Source organism: Aquimarina sp. MAR_2010_214, from assembly GCF_002846555.1.
In the GTDB taxonomy this organism is placed as follows: Bacteria; Bacteroidota; Bacteroidia; order Flavobacteriales; family Flavobacteriaceae; genus Aquimarina.
In genome coordinates this window covers 4,982,106-4,997,522 of sequence record NZ_PJMS01000001.1, presented here as the reverse complement: position 1 = coordinate 4,997,522, position 15,417 = coordinate 4,982,106, and the positions used below count along the sequence as shown (strand labels likewise).

The following is a 15,417-nucleotide window of genomic DNA, read 5'->3' as shown; positions in this document are numbered from 1 at the left end:
TATTTTATTTCAATGCGTTTATAATAGTATTGACATTGTATTCAAACATCCCAATATAGGTACCTTCTTTTGTTTCTGCATTACCTAGCGCATCAGAAAACAATGTTCCACCAATGGCTACTTCATGATTCTTTGATTTTACTGCAGCTTGTAAGGCTTCAATAGTTCGTTTAGGTACAGAGCTTTCTACAAAAATAGCTTTTACTTTCTTCTCAATAATAAAGTTAGCTAATTTTTGAACATCCTGTACTCCAGCTTCCGTAGCGGTAGACAACCCCTGTAAACCAACTACATCAAAATCATATGCTTTCCCAAAATAACTAAAAGCATCGTGCGCTGTAACGAGAATTCGCTTTTCTTTTGGTAAGGTGGCTATGGTGTTTTTTAATTTGTTTTCTAATTCATTAAGCTTAGTTAAGTATGTTTTTCCGTTAGCTTTGAAAGCTTCAGCATTTTTTGGATCTATCTCTGTGAGTTTGCGGGTAACGAACGTCGTTATGATTTTCCAGTTTTCTACACTAAACCATATATGGGGATCGTAATTAGAAGCAAAATAATCAGAACCAATTAATGTATTTTTGTCTAAACTTTCTCCTATAGCTATGGTATTAATATCCTGATGCTTCATTTTTTCAAATACTTCTACCAGTTTTCCTTCCAGGTGTAAACCGTTATAAAAAATTACATCGGCATTCACTAATTTGGATACATCCCCTTCGCTGGCTTTGTATAAATGGGGATCAACACCACTTCCCATTAATCCCTCGACTTCAATTAGATCTCCACCTATATTTTTAACCATATCAGTGATCATAGAGGTGGTAGTGACCACTTGTAGTTTTTGATTTTTATCTTTTACTTCTTTTTTACAGGAGAAAAACGTGACAACAAGAAGTAATAGCATTAATTTTTTATGAATCATTTTTAGAAAGTTTATTTAATATTTTGATAAGTTCTTTAGCACTTAAAAAAGATTGCTGTTGAAATATGATTTCGTATTTGTGATTTAGAATTGCCAATGTTGGATAGCCAATTTGGTTATTAACTGTAGCAAGTTCTCTGGCTAATTGATGCACTCCGGTTTTATTTCCATTAGGTTGAAAACGAAAAGAATTGTTTAAGAAATGTATGGTTTCACGACTTTCTCCATTTAGTGAAGCAAAATAGAAATTTTCGTTTAATTGTTGTATAATATCATTATTCTTAAAAGTTGTATTTTCCATATTTTTACAATACATGCACCAATCGGTATGAATAAATACGACCAAAGGTTTTGGGGCAATAGTCATTTTGTTTTCTATAGACTCAAAAGAATCAATTTGTAACTGTGCTGTTACGTTTTGATATAGAAGAGATAATATAAAGAATGATATGATATTAAAAGCTTTCATTTTGTATTGAATTTACAAGGAATAACGAACCCCTAAAAAACCTCGTATTCCTTGATTAGAAGCATATATATAGGTGGTATCAAAATCTGGTCCAAAAGGGTCGTCGGCTCCGGCTATTAAAAAAGGGTTACCTCGACTAGGTGTCCAGTCTAATAAATTTTTAACGCCTCCGTAAATTTCTATGTTATTTTTGGTTTTATGTGAGAATTGTATGTTTTGAATACTCCACCATGGTGATTTTTCTTTTCTGGGATCGTCTGGTCCCTGAGTTGCCAGTCGCATAGGGCCATATATGTTCCCTGTATAGTCTAATGTTAGGTTAAGAGATTGTATTTTATAAGTAGCTCCCCAGGTTCCTGTGAAACTTTCTGTGAGTATCTGGCGTGTAGTTACTCCGTTCTCTGTATTCGAAACATTAAGTCCACTCATTCCTAATGTAAATTTTAATCCATTAGAAAAGTTAATATTGGTATTAAGGCTTACTCCGGTAGATACTGCATGACCATCTAAATTGCCATATCGTATTTCTGAAGAATTTGTTTCATAATCGGGAATGATAGCATTTGTAAAATAGGTATACCAGGCTGAAGCATCCAGACCTATAAAGGTCCCGTTGTCAAAAAATATTTTTTTGATATAATTAAGGTTTACATTATAAGATTCTTCGGGATCAAGATCTTCTTCGATAATGACCTCTCGAGAACCTGTGAGAGCTGCATGATCTTCTGTAAAAAGATTAACTACTCTAAATCCTGTACCAGCATTGAATCTAAAAATATTTTTATCATTAATACTCCATTTATAAGCAAGTCTTGGTGTAAAAATGGTTCCGTGTCGATTATGGTAATCTAGTCTTGTTCCTAATAATAGTTTATGTTTGGGAGCCAGTGTGATTTCGTCTTGTAAAAATATACCGGGAGTATTTGTTTCTTCGGGGTTGTTTTGACCGTTTGAAGTTGTTGCTGGTGTGTTATCGTCATAATATTGATACCTGTAAGCAGCTCCAAATAGTAGATCGTGCGATTTTATTTTTTTATCCCAGGTTAATTGCCCAAAACCAATACGTTGTTTTGCCTGGTAGGATACGATCCCATAATACGAGTCTTGATCGTGATCTGTATAAGAAAAAGAGAGTGTTAAAGGTTCTTCTACTGGTAATTCATAGCTGCCCAGTATTTCATATCGTGCAGTATATATGCTTTCACCATATATTTGATCACCTCCTCTAAAATCAGAATTCCACTCATTTTCTCCTCCCCATCTATCCTCGTAATAAAACCTACCCGCAAGTGTAAAGTTTTTTCCGCTTTTCCGCTTAAAATTCCATTTATTAAAAATAGAAATACGATCCTGTAATGTGAGATCGGTAAACCCATCGTCGTTGTTATCTATGACTTGATCATAATAAAAATAATTGGCACCAAATAATGCTGTTGCATTACCTAATTTGGTTTTAAAACCAAAATCTATATTGGTTTCACCCCAGCTAGTTGCAAAAATATTAGTGCTTACTTCAGGAGCATCGTTAGGATTTTTAGTAATAACATTGATAAGACCTCCAACAGCTTCACTTCCATATAAAGAAGAAGCAGGTCCTTTTACTACTTCAATTCTATCGATTAATGAATTAGGTATTCCTGATAATCCGTAAACGGTTGATAATCCGCTTACAATAGGCATTCCGTCAATCATTACTAGTGTATAGGGACCTTCTAATCCATTAATGTGTATATCACCAGTGTTACAAATACTACAGTTAAGTTGGGGTCTTACACCATTTACGTTTTGTAAAGATTCAAACAAATTAGGTGTTGGATTTTTTTTGAAAAATGTAGGAGAGTAGATTTCTACAGGAACGGGACTTTCTGATCGGCTTACTGCTTTCAATGTTCCTGTGATCACCACTTCATCTAGAGACGACCCTTGTGACATAACAAGGTTTATTTTGTTTTCTCCTGTTGTAATAGAAATCTTTTTTTTAATAGGTGTATAACCAGTATATGAAGCAACTACTTTATAATCTCCAGCAGGTATGTTTTCTATAATAAACACTCCATTTTCATCACTTGAACTTCCTAAAGATGTTCCTTCTATAGAAATATTAGCAAAAGGAAGTACTCCATTGTCATCATATACTACACCTTTTAATGTGTTAGTAGAATTGAGTTCTTGAGAATATAATGAGTTGTAAGTTAGATGAGTTAAAAAAGCAAGTAAGATTATAATACGTAATTGCATTAGGTTTAGTAATTTTGTTTTTATTATTTAGACAAAAATAAAAAAGTTAGCCATGACTAACAAATTAAATTTGAATAATTTAACAAAAAGTGAAGAGGATTATCTAAAAGCTTTGTTTCAATTGCTTGTAGAGGATAGTTCAGTTAAGGTGGGAAATAACCAGTTAGCAGATTATCTTAAGGTTTCTCCGGCTTCTACAAACAACATGATTAAAAAGTTGAAAGCTAAAGGTTATGTTGTAAGTGAAAAATATGGTAAATTAGATTTAACAGAAGAAGGTAGATCAATTGCAGTACGATTGATTCGTAAACACAGATTATGGGAGACTTTTTTGTGTAACTACCTTAATTTTACTTGGGATGAGGTTCATGATGTGGCAGAGCAGTTAGAACATATTAAATCTTATAAGCTGATAGATGAATTGGATCGATTTATGGATTTCCCTAAAAAAGATCCACATGGAGAAATCATTCCTGGTGCAAATGGTGAGTATTCAATCTTACCTAAAATCACACTTTCTTCTTTGTCAGAAGGAGATGTTTGTCAGCTTGTAGCTGTAGATGATGGATCTGTTCATTTTTTAAAATATGTATCAGAAATTGGTTTAGCATTAAGTAGTGAAATAAAAATTCTTGAAGTTAGAGAATTTGATAAATCAATTCGTATTAAATTTGATAATACAATAGAAACGGTTACAAGAAAATTTGCGGATAATGTATTCGTTAATAAGGTTGTATAGTTTTTGTAAATGTTAAAATAGAGCTAGTCTATAAGAATGTTAAAGAATAGCTGTTATCTTTGAGTATCACACAATCAATTTATGGAGCTTAATTTAAAAAGACCGATATGTTTTTTTGATCTTGAAACCACCGGCATAAATATTTCTAAAGATCGTATTGTAGAAATTTCTATTCTAAAAATATTTCCAAATGGCACTCAGGAAAGTAAAACCTGGTTGGTTAACCCTGAAATGCCCATACCTCCGGAAACTACAGCAGTGCATGGTATCGATAATGCTAAGGTAGCTAATGAACCTATTTTTAATAAGTTAGCTGGTAAAGTTAGTGAGATGATAAAGGGCTGCGATTTAGGAGGTTTCAATTCTAATCGGTTTGATATACCATTATTAGCAGAAGAATTATTGCGAGCAGGATTGGATTTTGATATGAAGAATACAGTTGCAATTGATGTGCAAACCATTTATCATAAAATGGAAAAGAGAACATTATCTGCTGCATATAAATTTTATTGTGATAAGGATTTAACAGATGCACATTCTGCTGAAGCTGATACACTCGCTACCTATGAAGTGTTAAAAGCACAATTAGATCGTTACCCAGAATTAGAAAACGATGCTAAGTTTTTGTCAGAATTTAGTTCTAGAAAACAGTTTGCAGATTTTGCCGGTTTTATAGCTTATGATGATAATAAAAAAGAAGTTTTTTCCTTTGGTAAGCACAAAGGCAAATTAGTAGAGCAGGTAATGGAAGAAGAACCAGGATATTTTGGTTGGATACAGAATGCGGATTTTCCGTTATATACCAAAAAAGTACTTACAGCAGTTCGACTTCGTAAGTTGAATAATAGCCTAAATTTATAACCATTTCTTTTTATTTTTTTAATCATGAAGCTTATTTGTATAGGTCGTAATTATACAGCTCATATTGAGGAGTTAGAAAATGAAAGACCCAAAGATCCAGTAGTTTTTATAAAACCAGACACTTCTATTTTATTAAAAAAGCAACCCTTTTTTATTCCGGATTTCTCAGATGATATTCATCATGAGGTTGAGGTATTGATAAAAATAAATAAAGTTGGAAAGCATATTGATAAGAAATTTGCTCATAAATATTATGACGAGATAAGTCTTGGCATAGATTTTACGGCAAGAGATTTACAAACTAAACTCAAAGAAAAAGGGCTTCCGTGGGAGAAAGCGAAAGCTTTTGATGGAGCAGCGGTAATAGGAAAGTGGGTGTCTAAAGACACATATGAAGATGTAGATACTATTGATTTTCACTTAGAGAAAAATGGTAGTGTCGTACAGCAGGGTAATACAGCACTTATGCTATGGAAGATCAATGAATTAATAGAATATGTGTCAAAATATTTCACTTTAAAGATAGGAGATATTATATTTACAGGTACACCAGCTGGTGTTGGAGTCGTAAAACCAAATGATATTTTGACCGGATATATAGATAACCAACAATTTTTTTCAATAAAAGTAAAATAAATGAGCAAAGGATATAGTTTAAAAAATGTAAATGAATTATCAGGAGGGGATAACGAATTTATAGCTGTCCTGGTACAGACTTTTCTAGAAGAAATACCGCCTGATCTTGATAGTATGGTTCAAGCAGTAAATTCTGATAATCCACAGATGGCATATCAATATGCTCACAAAATGAAACCTAATCTTCAATTATTTGATATCGATCTTTTGGCGCAAATTAAACAGATAGAAGCCTGGTCAAAAACGAAGAAAGCAAAAGAACAAATTATACCTATTTTGGATCATATTGTATCCACAGTTAATGGGGCTATTGAAGACCTGAAAGCAGATTTTAACTAAATATGCTTGCAGAAATCATTACTATAGGAGACGAAATTCTGATTGGACAAATCATTGATTCTAACTCTGCATTTATAGGAAAAGAGCTTAACAAAATAGGTATAGATGTACATCAAATCTCATCTATAAAAGATGATAAACAACATATTCTCGATGCTATAGAAGAAGCCAGTAACAGAGTAGATGTTGTATTAATAACAGGGGGGCTAGGCCCTACCAAAGATGATATTACAAAGCATACTATTTGTGAATACTTTGAAGATACATTAGTAGAAAACAAGGATGTGCTAGCCCATGTTGAAAGATTATTCGCTAAATATATCGCTACACCAATTTCTGATGTAAACAAACAACAGGCCCTTGTACCTAGTAAATCAACTGTCTTGATGAATCTCTATGGTACAGCTCCTGGGATGTGGTTAGAAAAAGAAAACAAGGTTTTTGTATCTATGCCTGGAGTTCCTTTTGAAATGAAAGGATTGATGAAAGATGAAGTGCTGCCTAGGTTGCAAAAGAGGTTTAATAGACCATACATCATCCATAAGACAATACTTACCTATGGTATGGGTGAAAGTGCAATAGCAGAAAAAATTGAAGATTGGGAGAATGATTTACCGGTATTTATCAAATTAGCATATTTACCCAATTTGGGAAGAGTAAGACTTCGTCTTTCGGCAAGGGGTAGTGATAAAAAACTTCTAGAAGATACTATAGAAGAAAAAGTATCAGCGTTACGTCTCATAATAGGAGATATTATTACAGGATATGAAGAAGATGAAACTATAGAGATAAGAATTGGTCAACTGTTGGTGAGGCAAGGTAAAACACTTTCGGTAGCAGAAAGTTGTACTGGTGGTAAAATAGCGCAATCATTTACTGCCAATGCAGGTGCTTCTGCTTATTTTAATGGAGGTGCTGTTACCTATGCTACACAATCTAAAATAGATATTTTAGGTGTGGATCCTGCGATTATTAAAAAATATACAGTGACCAGTATCGAAGTTGCAGAAGCTATGGCTCTGGCCGCAAAAGATAAATTTAAATCAGACTTTGCAATAGGTACTACTGGTAATGCCGGACCAACAAAAGGGGATGGGGAAGTTGAGGTGGGAACAGTTTTTATTGCAATAGCAACTCCAAAAGGTGTTTTTTCAGAGAAACATGTGTTTAGTAACCATAGAGAGCGAACCATTGGTAAGGCTGTAAATAAATCTTTCGAACTTTTGCTCAATGCACTTCAATGAACAATAAATTGACTTAATCAGGAATAATTAATTGTTCTGTCCATTTAATAGCTTCTTCTAAGTTATTGAAAATATGAGAGGGTTTGTTTAAAAAAGTTTGTTCTAATTCTGCTATTTGATTATTGATAGGGCTATATATTACTACTGCAACTCCTTTTAAATTGGGAAACAATTCCTTTGATTTAAAATGTGCAGTAGGCTCAAAAGAGTATGAATGAATTCTATTAGAGATATAAACAAAAGGAATTTTATTTCCATAATATTCTTTGCCAAGTGTAAATAATTGAGCAGCTTTTTCAAAATTAAGAACAAAACCTTCTTTTATTTCTGTAACCACATAATTTTCATAGAAATAAACAGACCCTATATCGAGTTCATATTTCTGGATTAGTTTTCTGTTAATTTCCCAGCGCATAATATTAAAGCTTAGCATGTCTAAAGTACAATATTAAACTAAAATTTAAAAGCTTTAATTTGTGCTTTAATAAAAAAAAGCGAACCACTTATTAGGTGATCCGCTTCGTTTACTACTTAATTACCCCATATTAAGTTGTTAGTTACAATTGTAAAACTAACTGATGTAAAGATAAATGTATTGTCATATTTTTGAAATACGTAAAAACACCTGTTTTTTCATTTTTCTACAGGAGTAAAAAAAAGAAGAAAAATAACGAAACTATTATTGGTGGTTCGGTAAATAATTCGTTAATTTGCACCCTGTTTTGAAATAATACCAAAATTAAGAAGAGATGTCAAGAGTTTGCGAGCTTACAGGTAAAAAAGCAATGGTAGGAAACAATGTTTCCCACGCGATGAATAAAACAAAACGTAAATTCAATGCGAATTTAATTAAAAAACGTTTTTATATTCCAGAAGAAGATCGTTGGATAACACTTAAAGTGTCAACCGCTGCATTAAAAAATATAAATAAGAACGGAATCTCTGCTGTTTTAAAAGAAGCAAGAGCAAAAGGTTTCTTAAATAAATAATCTCTTTATTTTAAAAGATACTTATAATGGCAAAGAAAGGTAATAGAGTACAAGTAATCTTAGAATGTACAGAGCATAAAGCTTCTGGTAAACCAGGTACATCAAGATATATTACAACCAAGAATAAAAAGAACACTCCTGATAGAATAGAATTAAAGAAATTTAATCCTATCTTAAAGAAAATGACGGTTCATAAAGAAATAAAATAATAAGAGATGGCAAAGAAATCAGTAGCATCATTACAAACAGGATCAAAGAGATTAACTAAAGCCATAAAAATGGTAAAATCTCCAAAAACTGGAGCCTATACTTTTGTAGAATCAATTATGGCACCTGAGGCGGTAAATGATTTTTTAAAGAAAAAGTAATTCCGTACAAGATATTTTAAAAAAGAAGCCGTTTCAATTGTATTGAAATGGCTCTTTCTTTTTATATTTAAACAATATAACTAAATATTTTAGTTTTTTAATTTCTAGCATATTGAATAGTACAAATGGGGCTTTTAAAAAATATATTTTCTTCAGAGAAAAAAGAAACACTAGATAAAGGATTAGAAAAATCCAAAACAAACTTTTTCTCGAAATTAAGTAAGGCAGTAGCGGGTAAATCTAAGGTAGATGATGATGTTTTAGATGATCTGGAAGAAATATTGGTTACAAGTGATGTTGGTGTTAAGACTACCATTAAGATTATCGAACGTATAGAAAACCGGGTTGCAAAGGATAAATACCTTGGAACCGATGAGTTAAATCACATCCTACGTGAAGAAATCGCCGGTTTACTTTCTGAAACTAATGTAGGAGAAGCTACAGATTTTGAAATTCCAAAAGACAAAAAACCTTATGTAGTAATGGTAGTTGGAGTGAATGGAGTAGGAAAAACAACTACTATCGGAAAATTGGCTTATCAATTAAAGAATAAAGGATTAAAAGTAGTATTAGGTGCAGCAGATACATTTAGGGCAGCAGCAATTGATCAACTACAAGTATGGGCAGATCGTGTAGATATCCCAATCATAAAACAAGATATGGGAAGTGATCCTGCTTCTGTGGCTTTTGATACCTTGCAATCTGGGGTAAATCAAGATGCAGATGTCATTATTATAGACACAGCAGGTAGATTACATAATAAGGTCAATTTAATGAATGAGTTGACAAAAGTAAAACGAGTGATGCAAAAAGTTATAGGAGATGCTCCTCATGATGTATTATTGGTTTTAGATGGTTCTACAGGTCAAAACGCTTTTGAACAAGCAAAACAATTTACCGCAGCTACAGAAGTTACTTCATTAGCGGTAACCAAACTTGATGGAACTGCTAAAGGAGGAGTTGTTATAGGAATAAGCGATCAGTTTAAGATTCCGGTAAAATATATAGGCGTAGGAGAAGGAATAGAAGATCTTCAGGTATTTAATAAATATGAATTTGTTGATTCTTTCTTTAAATAGCAGTTTGTTACAAAATAGTTAAAAAAGGCGGTGAGAATGTTTCTCACCGCCTTTTTTTATATTTTAATGAATTGTTGGATAAAAACACTTAAGTCAATTTGTATTACTATAAAATGATATAGTGTGAATTTATATGATTTTAAATAAAATAATTTTTATGCATACTACAATGAGAAAGATACTATTGGTTTTAGTTGTAATTACTGTTTTTGTTTCCTGTAAAAAACAAGAAAAAACTGAATCACAACTAAAAAAAGAACCTAAGGTAGTTTGGCAGCCATATGATGAAACCGCAGATTTGGCAGCTACACAAATGCTTGAACAAAGCAGAATGCATTTAAAGCTAATAAACTCTAAAGTGCTAGATAAAAATGATATTTGGAAAACTTTGGAGCCTGAATTGGATTTCTTTTCTGAAAAAAAATATAACAATTTAAAAGAGTTTATTCTTGAAAAAGATATTCCAACCATTCAACAGCAAATAAAAGAGGGTAAACTTTCGTATGAAGAATTAACGCTTTTCTATATCTATCGTATCAGAAAATACGAAAGTGATAATGCTTTATCTTTAAACTCGGTGATTTCTTTAAACCCAAAAGTAGTGGAGCAAGCTAGAATTTTGGATAAAACGGATAAAAGCAATATTGATATCTATTCTGTTTTCGGAATGCCGATTTTGCTAAAAGATAATATAGGAACAAAAGATATGGTAACTACAGCAGGAGCTGTAGCATTTCAAAATAACAATGCTAAAAGTGCATTTATTACAGAGCGATTATTGGATAAAAACGCATTAATTCTTGGTAAAGCTAATTTGAGTGAATGGGCATATTTTCTATGTTCTGGGTGTCCGGTTGGATATAGTGCGATAGGAGGGCAAACACTTAATCCTTATGGTAGAATGATTTTTGAGACTGGAGGCTCGAGTTCTGGTAGTGGTGTTACTGTAGCAGCCAATTTTTGCGTGGCTGCAATAGGAACAGAAACCAGCGGATCTATTTTGTCTCCTTCTAGTCAAAATTCTGTAGTTGGCCTCAAACCAACCATTGGTGTATTAAGTAGAGCAGGAATAGTACCTATTTCTAGTACATTAGATACTCCTGGTCCAATGACTAAGAATGTAATCGATAATGCTATTTTACTTAATGCGATTGTTGGTAAAGATAGTGATGATAGTGTTTCTGTAGCTGTAAATATAAATTTTGTAGATTCAATTCAGAAGAGTTCTTTAAAGGATAAACGTTTTGGAGTAATTAAAGAATTTTTAGATGATTCTATCTATAATAGTGCTATAGAAAAGATAAAGAAAGCAGGAGGAACCTTAATAGAAATTGAGCCAGAACAAGTTGGATTACCAGGTTTTCTAAGTATTTTAAATATTGACATGAAAAATGATTTGCCAGCATATATAAATAGTCAGGCAGGAAATAGTGTTACTATTAAAAATGTTGAAGATGCAATTACATTTAATAGAGAAGATAGTATTATTAAAATACCTTACGGTCAACAACTGTTCGAAGGTATTCTTGCTGATGGTACTACTACTGAAGAATTGGATACAATAAAAGAAAACCTAAAAACAATTGCACGTAACTATTTTGATACTCATATTGATACACGTCAACTGGATGCGATACTATCTATAAATAATTATCATGCAGGTTATGCTGCTGTAGCTAAATATCCAGCCCTTACAGTTCCTATGGGATATACAGGTAAAGGTGAGCCAAAAGGACTTACGTTTATAGCTAAACCTTTTTCTGAAGTTTTATTATTACAGCTTGGTTATGCCTACGAGCGAGCTACAAAAGAAAGGAAAGCACCAGCTAATTATGTGGATTGAGAACAAGGTAAAAAAACACAATATTAAAACTAGAAAAAGTATAGGATTCTTTTTCATATGTTGAGTTTTGTAAACTTGAACCTTATGCCTGCAAAAGGTTAAATGGATGGTTTATCGTATAATCTTGATCTGACTTATATAGTTATTGAATTTATATCGTATACTTTAGTTAATCCTTGTATCTTTGCACACCTTTATCCAGAAGATATGAGAACAAAGACATTAAAGAAGAACAAAATCAATGTAGTTACACTAGGATGCAGCAAAAATGTATATGATAGTGAGGTGTTGATGGGGCAATTGCGAGCTAATAACAAAGAAGTTGTTCATGAAGAGGAAGGAAATATAGTTGTCATTAATACGTGTGGTTTTATAGCCAATGCCAAAGAAGAATCTGTAAATACTATTTTAGAGTATGTACAGAAAAAAGAGGATGGGGCAGTTGATAAAATTTTCGTTACTGGTTGTTTATCAGAACGATATAAGCCAGATCTTGAAGAGGAAATTCCTGATGTAGATCAATACTTTGGAACTACAGAACTCCCAGGATTATTAAAAGCATTGGGAGCGGATTATAAACACGAATTGATTGGAGAAAGATTAACTACAACTCCAAAAAATTATGCATATCTCAAAATAGCAGAAGGATGCGATCGTCCTTGCTCTTTCTGTGCAATTCCTTTAATGAGGGGGACTCATAAATCTACACCTATCGAGGAATTAGTAATAGAGGCACAAAAATTAGCAGCGGATGGAGTAAAAGAATTGGTTTTGATTGCTCAGGATTTAACATACTATGGGCTAGACCTCTATAAAGAAAGGAAATTAGCTGATTTACTAAGAGCATTAGTAAAAGTTGATGGTATCGAATGGATACGTTTACATTATGCATTTCCGACTGGTTTTCCTATGGAAGTGCTTAAAGTAATGAAAGAAGAACCAAAAGTGTGCAATTATATTGATATACCTTTACAGCATATATCTGACCCGATACTGAAATCAATGCGACGAGGAACTACCAAGGCAAAAACAACAAAACTTCTCGAAGAATTTAGAGAAGCTGTTCCTGAAATGGCAATTCGTACCACGCTTATCGTTGGATATCCTGGAGAGACACAAGAAGATTTTGAAACCTTGAGAGCATGGGTGAAAGAAATGCGTTTTGAACGCTTAGGATGCTTTACCTATTCTCATGAAGAGAATACTCATGCTTTTAATCTCGAAGATGATGTGCCTGAAGAACTGAAAATGGAAAGGGCAAATGAAATCATGGAAATCCAATCACAAATCTCCTGGGAACTAAACCAACAAAAAATAGGACAGGAGTTTAAAATCGTTGTGGATCGTAAAGAAGGAAATTATTTTGTGGGTCGTACTGAGTTTGATTCTCCAGATGTAGATAATGAAGTATTAATAGATGCATCTAAGTATTATCTTAAAACAGGTGATTTTGCGACAGTTAAAATAAATGAAGCAGAAGATTTTGATTTATATGGCGAGGTGATTTAATTCCTTTTTATTGATTTGTATTGTGTTTTACACATTTTATTCTCTTATCCAAAAATCAAATTCTTCGTATTTATGATCAGGTTTTTCTTGTAAATACCTTATTGACGGATACAAGACCTATAAAAAATGAAAAATATTCTGTTTAGATGATTCATTTCAATGTGTTTTTGGGATACTATTTTGATTTATCTAATAAAAAAAAGCCCATTTGGGCTTCTTTTTAAAAACAAAATTTGTTGTTTTTTGGCTAACTCTATAAATTTTATTTTGGGTATTTGAATCGCCGGCAAATGTATCTAAAAAAATGGTAGGAAATATTAAAATTTCACTAACGAATTGTTTGATAATCAGAAGTTTTGAAAAGAATAGATTATGAACTTTTCAATCAAAATGCAGGGAGAATTCTTAATTACCACTACCTTATTAAAACAAGAATGATTTTATCAGTTTTTAGACTATTTTATTGAAAATTTGCTAACTCTGAAGCTGTTCTAATAAGATTAATAATTAACAATTTGATAATGTTAACTGGGTTTTTAAAGGTGTTTGTTATTGAAAAATCATCAATAATCAGTTTTTGTTGATTATAATGTCTTTTTGTTTAAAAATGAAGCTTTTATACACGCATTATGATCCAAATTAGCTAGTCATTGGCACTTCCATCAGTAATATTTTTGAATCATTATCGGCCTTAATTTTAATACGATCTGTTTCCCATAAACCAACCCCATCTCTTTTATTTAGATTTTGGCCCTCTACAGTAACATCACCATCTAGTATAAATGCATACACTCCATTTTTCGGATCTTTTAGCATATAATTCTGGGTGTTTCCTTTTTCTAATTCACCCATATAAAACCAGGCTTTTTGATGTATCCATACTCCCGAATCATCTGTGTTGGGAGAGAGAATCTGATATAATTGATTTTTTAAGTTTTTGGTGTGCAATGTAATTTGATCATACCTGGGTTCAACATCTCGTTTATTAGGAATAACCCAAATCTGTAGAAATTTTACTTCTTGATCAGTATTTTTATTATACTCACTATGAAATATTCCTGTACCTGCACTCATCACTTGTATGTCACCTTGCTTTATAACTGCAGTGTTCCCCATACTGTCTTTATGCTCCAGATCACCTTCTAAAGGAATAGATATAATTTCCATATTATCATGTGGATGTTTTCCAAAACCCATACCTGGTGCCACTATATCATCATTAAGTACACGTAATGCGCCAAAATTCATTCTCTTTGGATCGTAATAATTTGCAAAACTAAAAGAGTGATGAGAATTTAACCATCCGTGTTCTGCTTTTCCTCTGGTATTTGATTTATGTACAATTGTTTTCATAGTCATTGATATGAATAGTTAATTTTCTTTTGGAAGACCTAATACATATAAAATTTCACTGGGCTTTCCTTTTTTTACTTCAATTTCCCAATCAAAATTATTACTGTTGTTTAACTCAGAAATCATTTCTTTCAACTCGGGAACCGTGTATGTTCTCAATACAGAAACCACTCCGTCCCAAAGTATGAACAGTGGTAATATCGGAATGAGATAGGTAAATAATATCCTACCTAGCTTAAAAGGTCTTATAAAAGGAGTCATTAATATAACCGTAATAGGGGATAGGAGCATAGGAATCATGCTTTTGATATTTCTTTGTTGCGGTTCAAAAACTCCAATGGGCTGATTGGTATCTATAGCATTTTGAAAAATGGCTTTTGCATTTTCTGGCTTAAAATGATGTAGAGATATAAATTGAGTCCTAAACCCTTTTAATTCTGAAGGAACATTCATAGCATCCACTGGATAGTCAATAAAATCAAACATATCCGGCATCTTTGATTTTGTTCTCTTAAAGGCATCTATATTGGGGTAATAGTCAGAAAGAGTGATTTTTAACGTTGGATTATTCTTTTTTAGGTGTTCTGCAAGTTTAATTAAACCACCACCACCGCCAGAAGCAATATCAATTATTTTGTTATTTCCTGTGCTTTTGACCCCTTTATCAAGAATAGGAATAACACTTTTATAGATATCAAATGTATTTGATCCAAATTGTAAAAAATCAGTCATATAGTTTCGTAAGTTCTTAGGAAACCAATGTAAATCCTCAAATTCAAATGCGTGTATTCGTTTCATTTCGGTATAAAAATTATAGAAATAATGCTG

General features: G+C 32.5%; 17 protein-coding genes. 11 read left to right on the top strand and 6 right to left on the bottom strand.

The window, feature by feature from the left end:
• Positions 1 to 4: 4 nt before the first annotated feature.
• From ATE84_RS21355 to ATE84_RS21345, 3 genes are read right to left on the bottom strand one after another with little or no spacing between them, the layout of a single operon-like run.
• Positions 5 to 922, bottom strand: a complete 918-nt coding sequence (locus ATE84_RS21355) for a metal ABC transporter solute-binding protein, Zn/Mn family (protein WP_233195867.1) — start codon at positions 920 to 922, stop codon at positions 5 to 7.
• Positions 912 to 1,391: a thioredoxin family protein gene (locus ATE84_RS21350; protein WP_101449891.1), complete on the bottom strand. Its 480-nt coding sequence runs from the start codon at positions 1,389 to 1,391 to the stop codon at positions 912 to 914. Before ATE84_RS21350 ends, ATE84_RS21355 begins: the two co-directional genes overlap by 11 nt.
• A 12-nt stretch (positions 1,392 to 1,403) precedes the next feature.
• Complete coding sequence (locus ATE84_RS21345; RefSeq protein ID WP_101449890.1) at positions 1,404 to 3,629, bottom strand: TonB-dependent receptor; 2,226 nt, start codon at positions 3,627 to 3,629, stop codon at positions 1,404 to 1,406.
• A gap of 52 nt (positions 3,630 to 3,681) precedes the next feature.
• Here ATE84_RS21345 and ATE84_RS21340 point away from each other — a divergent pair, with 52 nt between their 5' ends.
• From ATE84_RS21340 to ATE84_RS21320, 5 genes are all read left to right on the top strand, one after another.
• Entirely contained in the window at positions 3,682 to 4,368 is a 687-nt protein-coding gene (locus tag ATE84_RS21340) for a metal-dependent transcriptional regulator (protein ID WP_101449889.1), read from the top strand.
• An 81-nt stretch (positions 4,369 to 4,449) separates the two neighbouring features.
• The gene (locus ATE84_RS21335) at positions 4,450 to 5,229 is read left to right on the top strand and encodes a 3'-5' exonuclease (protein ID WP_101449888.1); all 780 of its coding nucleotides are present in this window, start codon (positions 4,450 to 4,452) and stop codon (positions 5,227 to 5,229) included.
• A gap of 24 nt (positions 5,230 to 5,253) precedes the next feature.
• Positions 5,254 to 5,865, top strand: a complete 612-nt coding sequence (locus tag ATE84_RS21330) for a fumarylacetoacetate hydrolase family protein (RefSeq protein ID WP_101449887.1) — start codon at positions 5,254 to 5,256, stop codon at positions 5,863 to 5,865.
• A complete protein-coding gene (locus ATE84_RS21325) occupies positions 5,866 to 6,204 on the top strand; it encodes an Hpt domain-containing protein (RefSeq protein ID WP_101449886.1) in 339 nt (112 codons plus the stop codon).
• Between the two features lie 2 nt (positions 6,205 to 6,206).
• Positions 6,207 to 7,448, top strand: a complete 1,242-nt coding sequence (locus ATE84_RS21320) for a CinA family nicotinamide mononucleotide deamidase-related protein (protein WP_101449885.1) — start codon at positions 6,207 to 6,209, stop codon at positions 7,446 to 7,448.
• A gap of 13 nt (positions 7,449 to 7,461) precedes the next feature.
• Here the strand turns inward: ATE84_RS21320 and ATE84_RS21315 are convergent, their stop codons facing one another.
• Entirely contained in the window at positions 7,462 to 7,863 is a 402-nt protein-coding gene (locus tag ATE84_RS21315; protein ID WP_101449884.1) for a hypothetical protein, read from the bottom strand.
• Between the two features lie 334 nt (positions 7,864 to 8,197).
• Between ATE84_RS21315 and rpmB the strand changes: the two genes are divergently transcribed.
• From rpmB to rimO, 6 genes are all read left to right on the top strand, one after another.
• Positions 8,198 to 8,437 (top strand): 50S ribosomal protein L28, encoded by a 240-nt coding sequence (gene rpmB / locus ATE84_RS21310; RefSeq protein ID WP_025667520.1) that lies wholly within the window; start codon positions 8,198 to 8,200, stop codon positions 8,435 to 8,437.
• A gap of 26 nt (positions 8,438 to 8,463) precedes the next feature.
• Complete coding sequence (gene rpmG, locus ATE84_RS21305; protein ID WP_024771295.1) at positions 8,464 to 8,646, top strand: 50S ribosomal protein L33; 183 nt, start codon at positions 8,464 to 8,466, stop codon at positions 8,644 to 8,646.
• Between the two features lie 6 nt (positions 8,647 to 8,652).
• On the top strand, positions 8,653 to 8,805 hold the full coding sequence (locus ATE84_RS21300; protein ID WP_101449883.1) for a DUF4295 domain-containing protein: 153 nt from the start codon (positions 8,653 to 8,655) through the stop codon (positions 8,803 to 8,805).
• Between the two features lie 125 nt (positions 8,806 to 8,930).
• Positions 8,931 to 9,884 (top strand): signal recognition particle-docking protein FtsY, encoded by a 954-nt coding sequence (ftsY, locus tag ATE84_RS21295; RefSeq protein WP_101449882.1) that lies wholly within the window; start codon positions 8,931 to 8,933, stop codon positions 9,882 to 9,884.
• Between the two features lie 157 nt (positions 9,885 to 10,041).
• Positions 10,042 to 11,727 carry an amidase family protein gene (locus ATE84_RS21290; protein ID WP_233195866.1) on the top strand — a complete coding sequence of 562 codons (1,686 nt, stop codon included), beginning with the start codon at positions 10,042 to 10,044 and terminating at the stop codon, positions 11,725 to 11,727.
• Positions 11,728 to 11,934: 207 nt separating this feature from the next.
• Entirely contained in the window at positions 11,935 to 13,236 is a 1,302-nt protein-coding gene (gene rimO / locus ATE84_RS21285) for a 30S ribosomal protein S12 methylthiotransferase RimO (protein WP_101451159.1), read from the top strand.
• A gap of 639 nt (positions 13,237 to 13,875) precedes the next feature.
• Here rimO and ATE84_RS21280 read toward each other — a convergent pair.
• Positions 13,876 to 14,589: a pirin family protein gene (locus ATE84_RS21280; RefSeq protein ID WP_101449881.1), complete on the bottom strand. Its 714-nt coding sequence runs from the start codon at positions 14,587 to 14,589 to the stop codon at positions 13,876 to 13,878.
• A gap of 18 nt (positions 14,590 to 14,607) precedes the next feature.
• The gene (locus ATE84_RS21275; protein ID WP_101451157.1) at positions 14,608 to 15,387 is read right to left on the bottom strand and encodes a hypothetical protein; all 780 of its coding nucleotides are present in this window, start codon (positions 15,385 to 15,387) and stop codon (positions 14,608 to 14,610) included.
• Positions 15,388 to 15,417: the final 30 nt, after the last annotated feature.

Excerpts from the sequence above, each read along its gene's own strand:
- ATE84_RS21355 (WP_233195867.1), bottom strand. The coding sequence starts at position 922 with ATGATTCATAAAAAATTAATGCTATTACTTCTTGTTGTCACGTTTTTC.
- ATE84_RS21350 (WP_101449891.1), bottom strand. The coding sequence starts at position 1,391 with ATGAAAGCTTTTAATATCATATCATTCTTTATATTATCTCTTCTATAT.
- ATE84_RS21345 (WP_101449890.1), bottom strand. The coding sequence starts at position 3,629 with ATGCAATTACGTATTATAATCTTACTTGCTTTTTTAACTCATCTAACT.
- ATE84_RS21340 (WP_101449889.1), top strand. The coding sequence starts at position 3,682 with ATGACTAACAAATTAAATTTGAATAATTTAACAAAAAGTGAAGAGGAT.
- ATE84_RS21335 (WP_101449888.1), top strand. The coding sequence starts at position 4,450 with ATGGAGCTTAATTTAAAAAGACCGATATGTTTTTTTGATCTTGAAACC.
- ATE84_RS21330 (WP_101449887.1), top strand. The coding sequence starts at position 5,254 with ATGAAGCTTATTTGTATAGGTCGTAATTATACAGCTCATATTGAGGAG.
- ATE84_RS21325 (WP_101449886.1), top strand. The coding sequence starts at position 5,866 with ATGAGCAAAGGATATAGTTTAAAAAATGTAAATGAATTATCAGGAGGG.
- ATE84_RS21320 (WP_101449885.1), top strand. The coding sequence starts at position 6,207 with ATGCTTGCAGAAATCATTACTATAGGAGACGAAATTCTGATTGGACAA.
- ATE84_RS21315 (WP_101449884.1), bottom strand. The coding sequence starts at position 7,863 with ATGCGCTGGGAAATTAACAGAAAACTAATCCAGAAATATGAACTCGAT.
- rpmB (WP_025667520.1), top strand. The coding sequence starts at position 8,198 with ATGTCAAGAGTTTGCGAGCTTACAGGTAAAAAAGCAATGGTAGGAAAC.
- rpmG (WP_024771295.1), top strand. The coding sequence starts at position 8,464 with ATGGCAAAGAAAGGTAATAGAGTACAAGTAATCTTAGAATGTACAGAG.
- ATE84_RS21300 (WP_101449883.1), top strand. The coding sequence starts at position 8,653 with ATGGCAAAGAAATCAGTAGCATCATTACAAACAGGATCAAAGAGATTA.
- ftsY (WP_101449882.1), top strand. The coding sequence starts at position 8,931 with ATGGGGCTTTTAAAAAATATATTTTCTTCAGAGAAAAAAGAAACACTA.
- ATE84_RS21290 (WP_233195866.1), top strand. The coding sequence starts at position 10,042 with ATGCATACTACAATGAGAAAGATACTATTGGTTTTAGTTGTAATTACT.
- rimO (WP_101451159.1), top strand. The coding sequence starts at position 11,935 with ATGAGAACAAAGACATTAAAGAAGAACAAAATCAATGTAGTTACACTA.
- ATE84_RS21280 (WP_101449881.1), bottom strand. The coding sequence starts at position 14,589 with ATGAAAACAATTGTACATAAATCAAATACCAGAGGAAAAGCAGAACAC.
- ATE84_RS21275 (WP_101451157.1), bottom strand. The coding sequence starts at position 15,387 with ATGAAACGAATACACGCATTTGAATTTGAGGATTTACATTGGTTTCCT.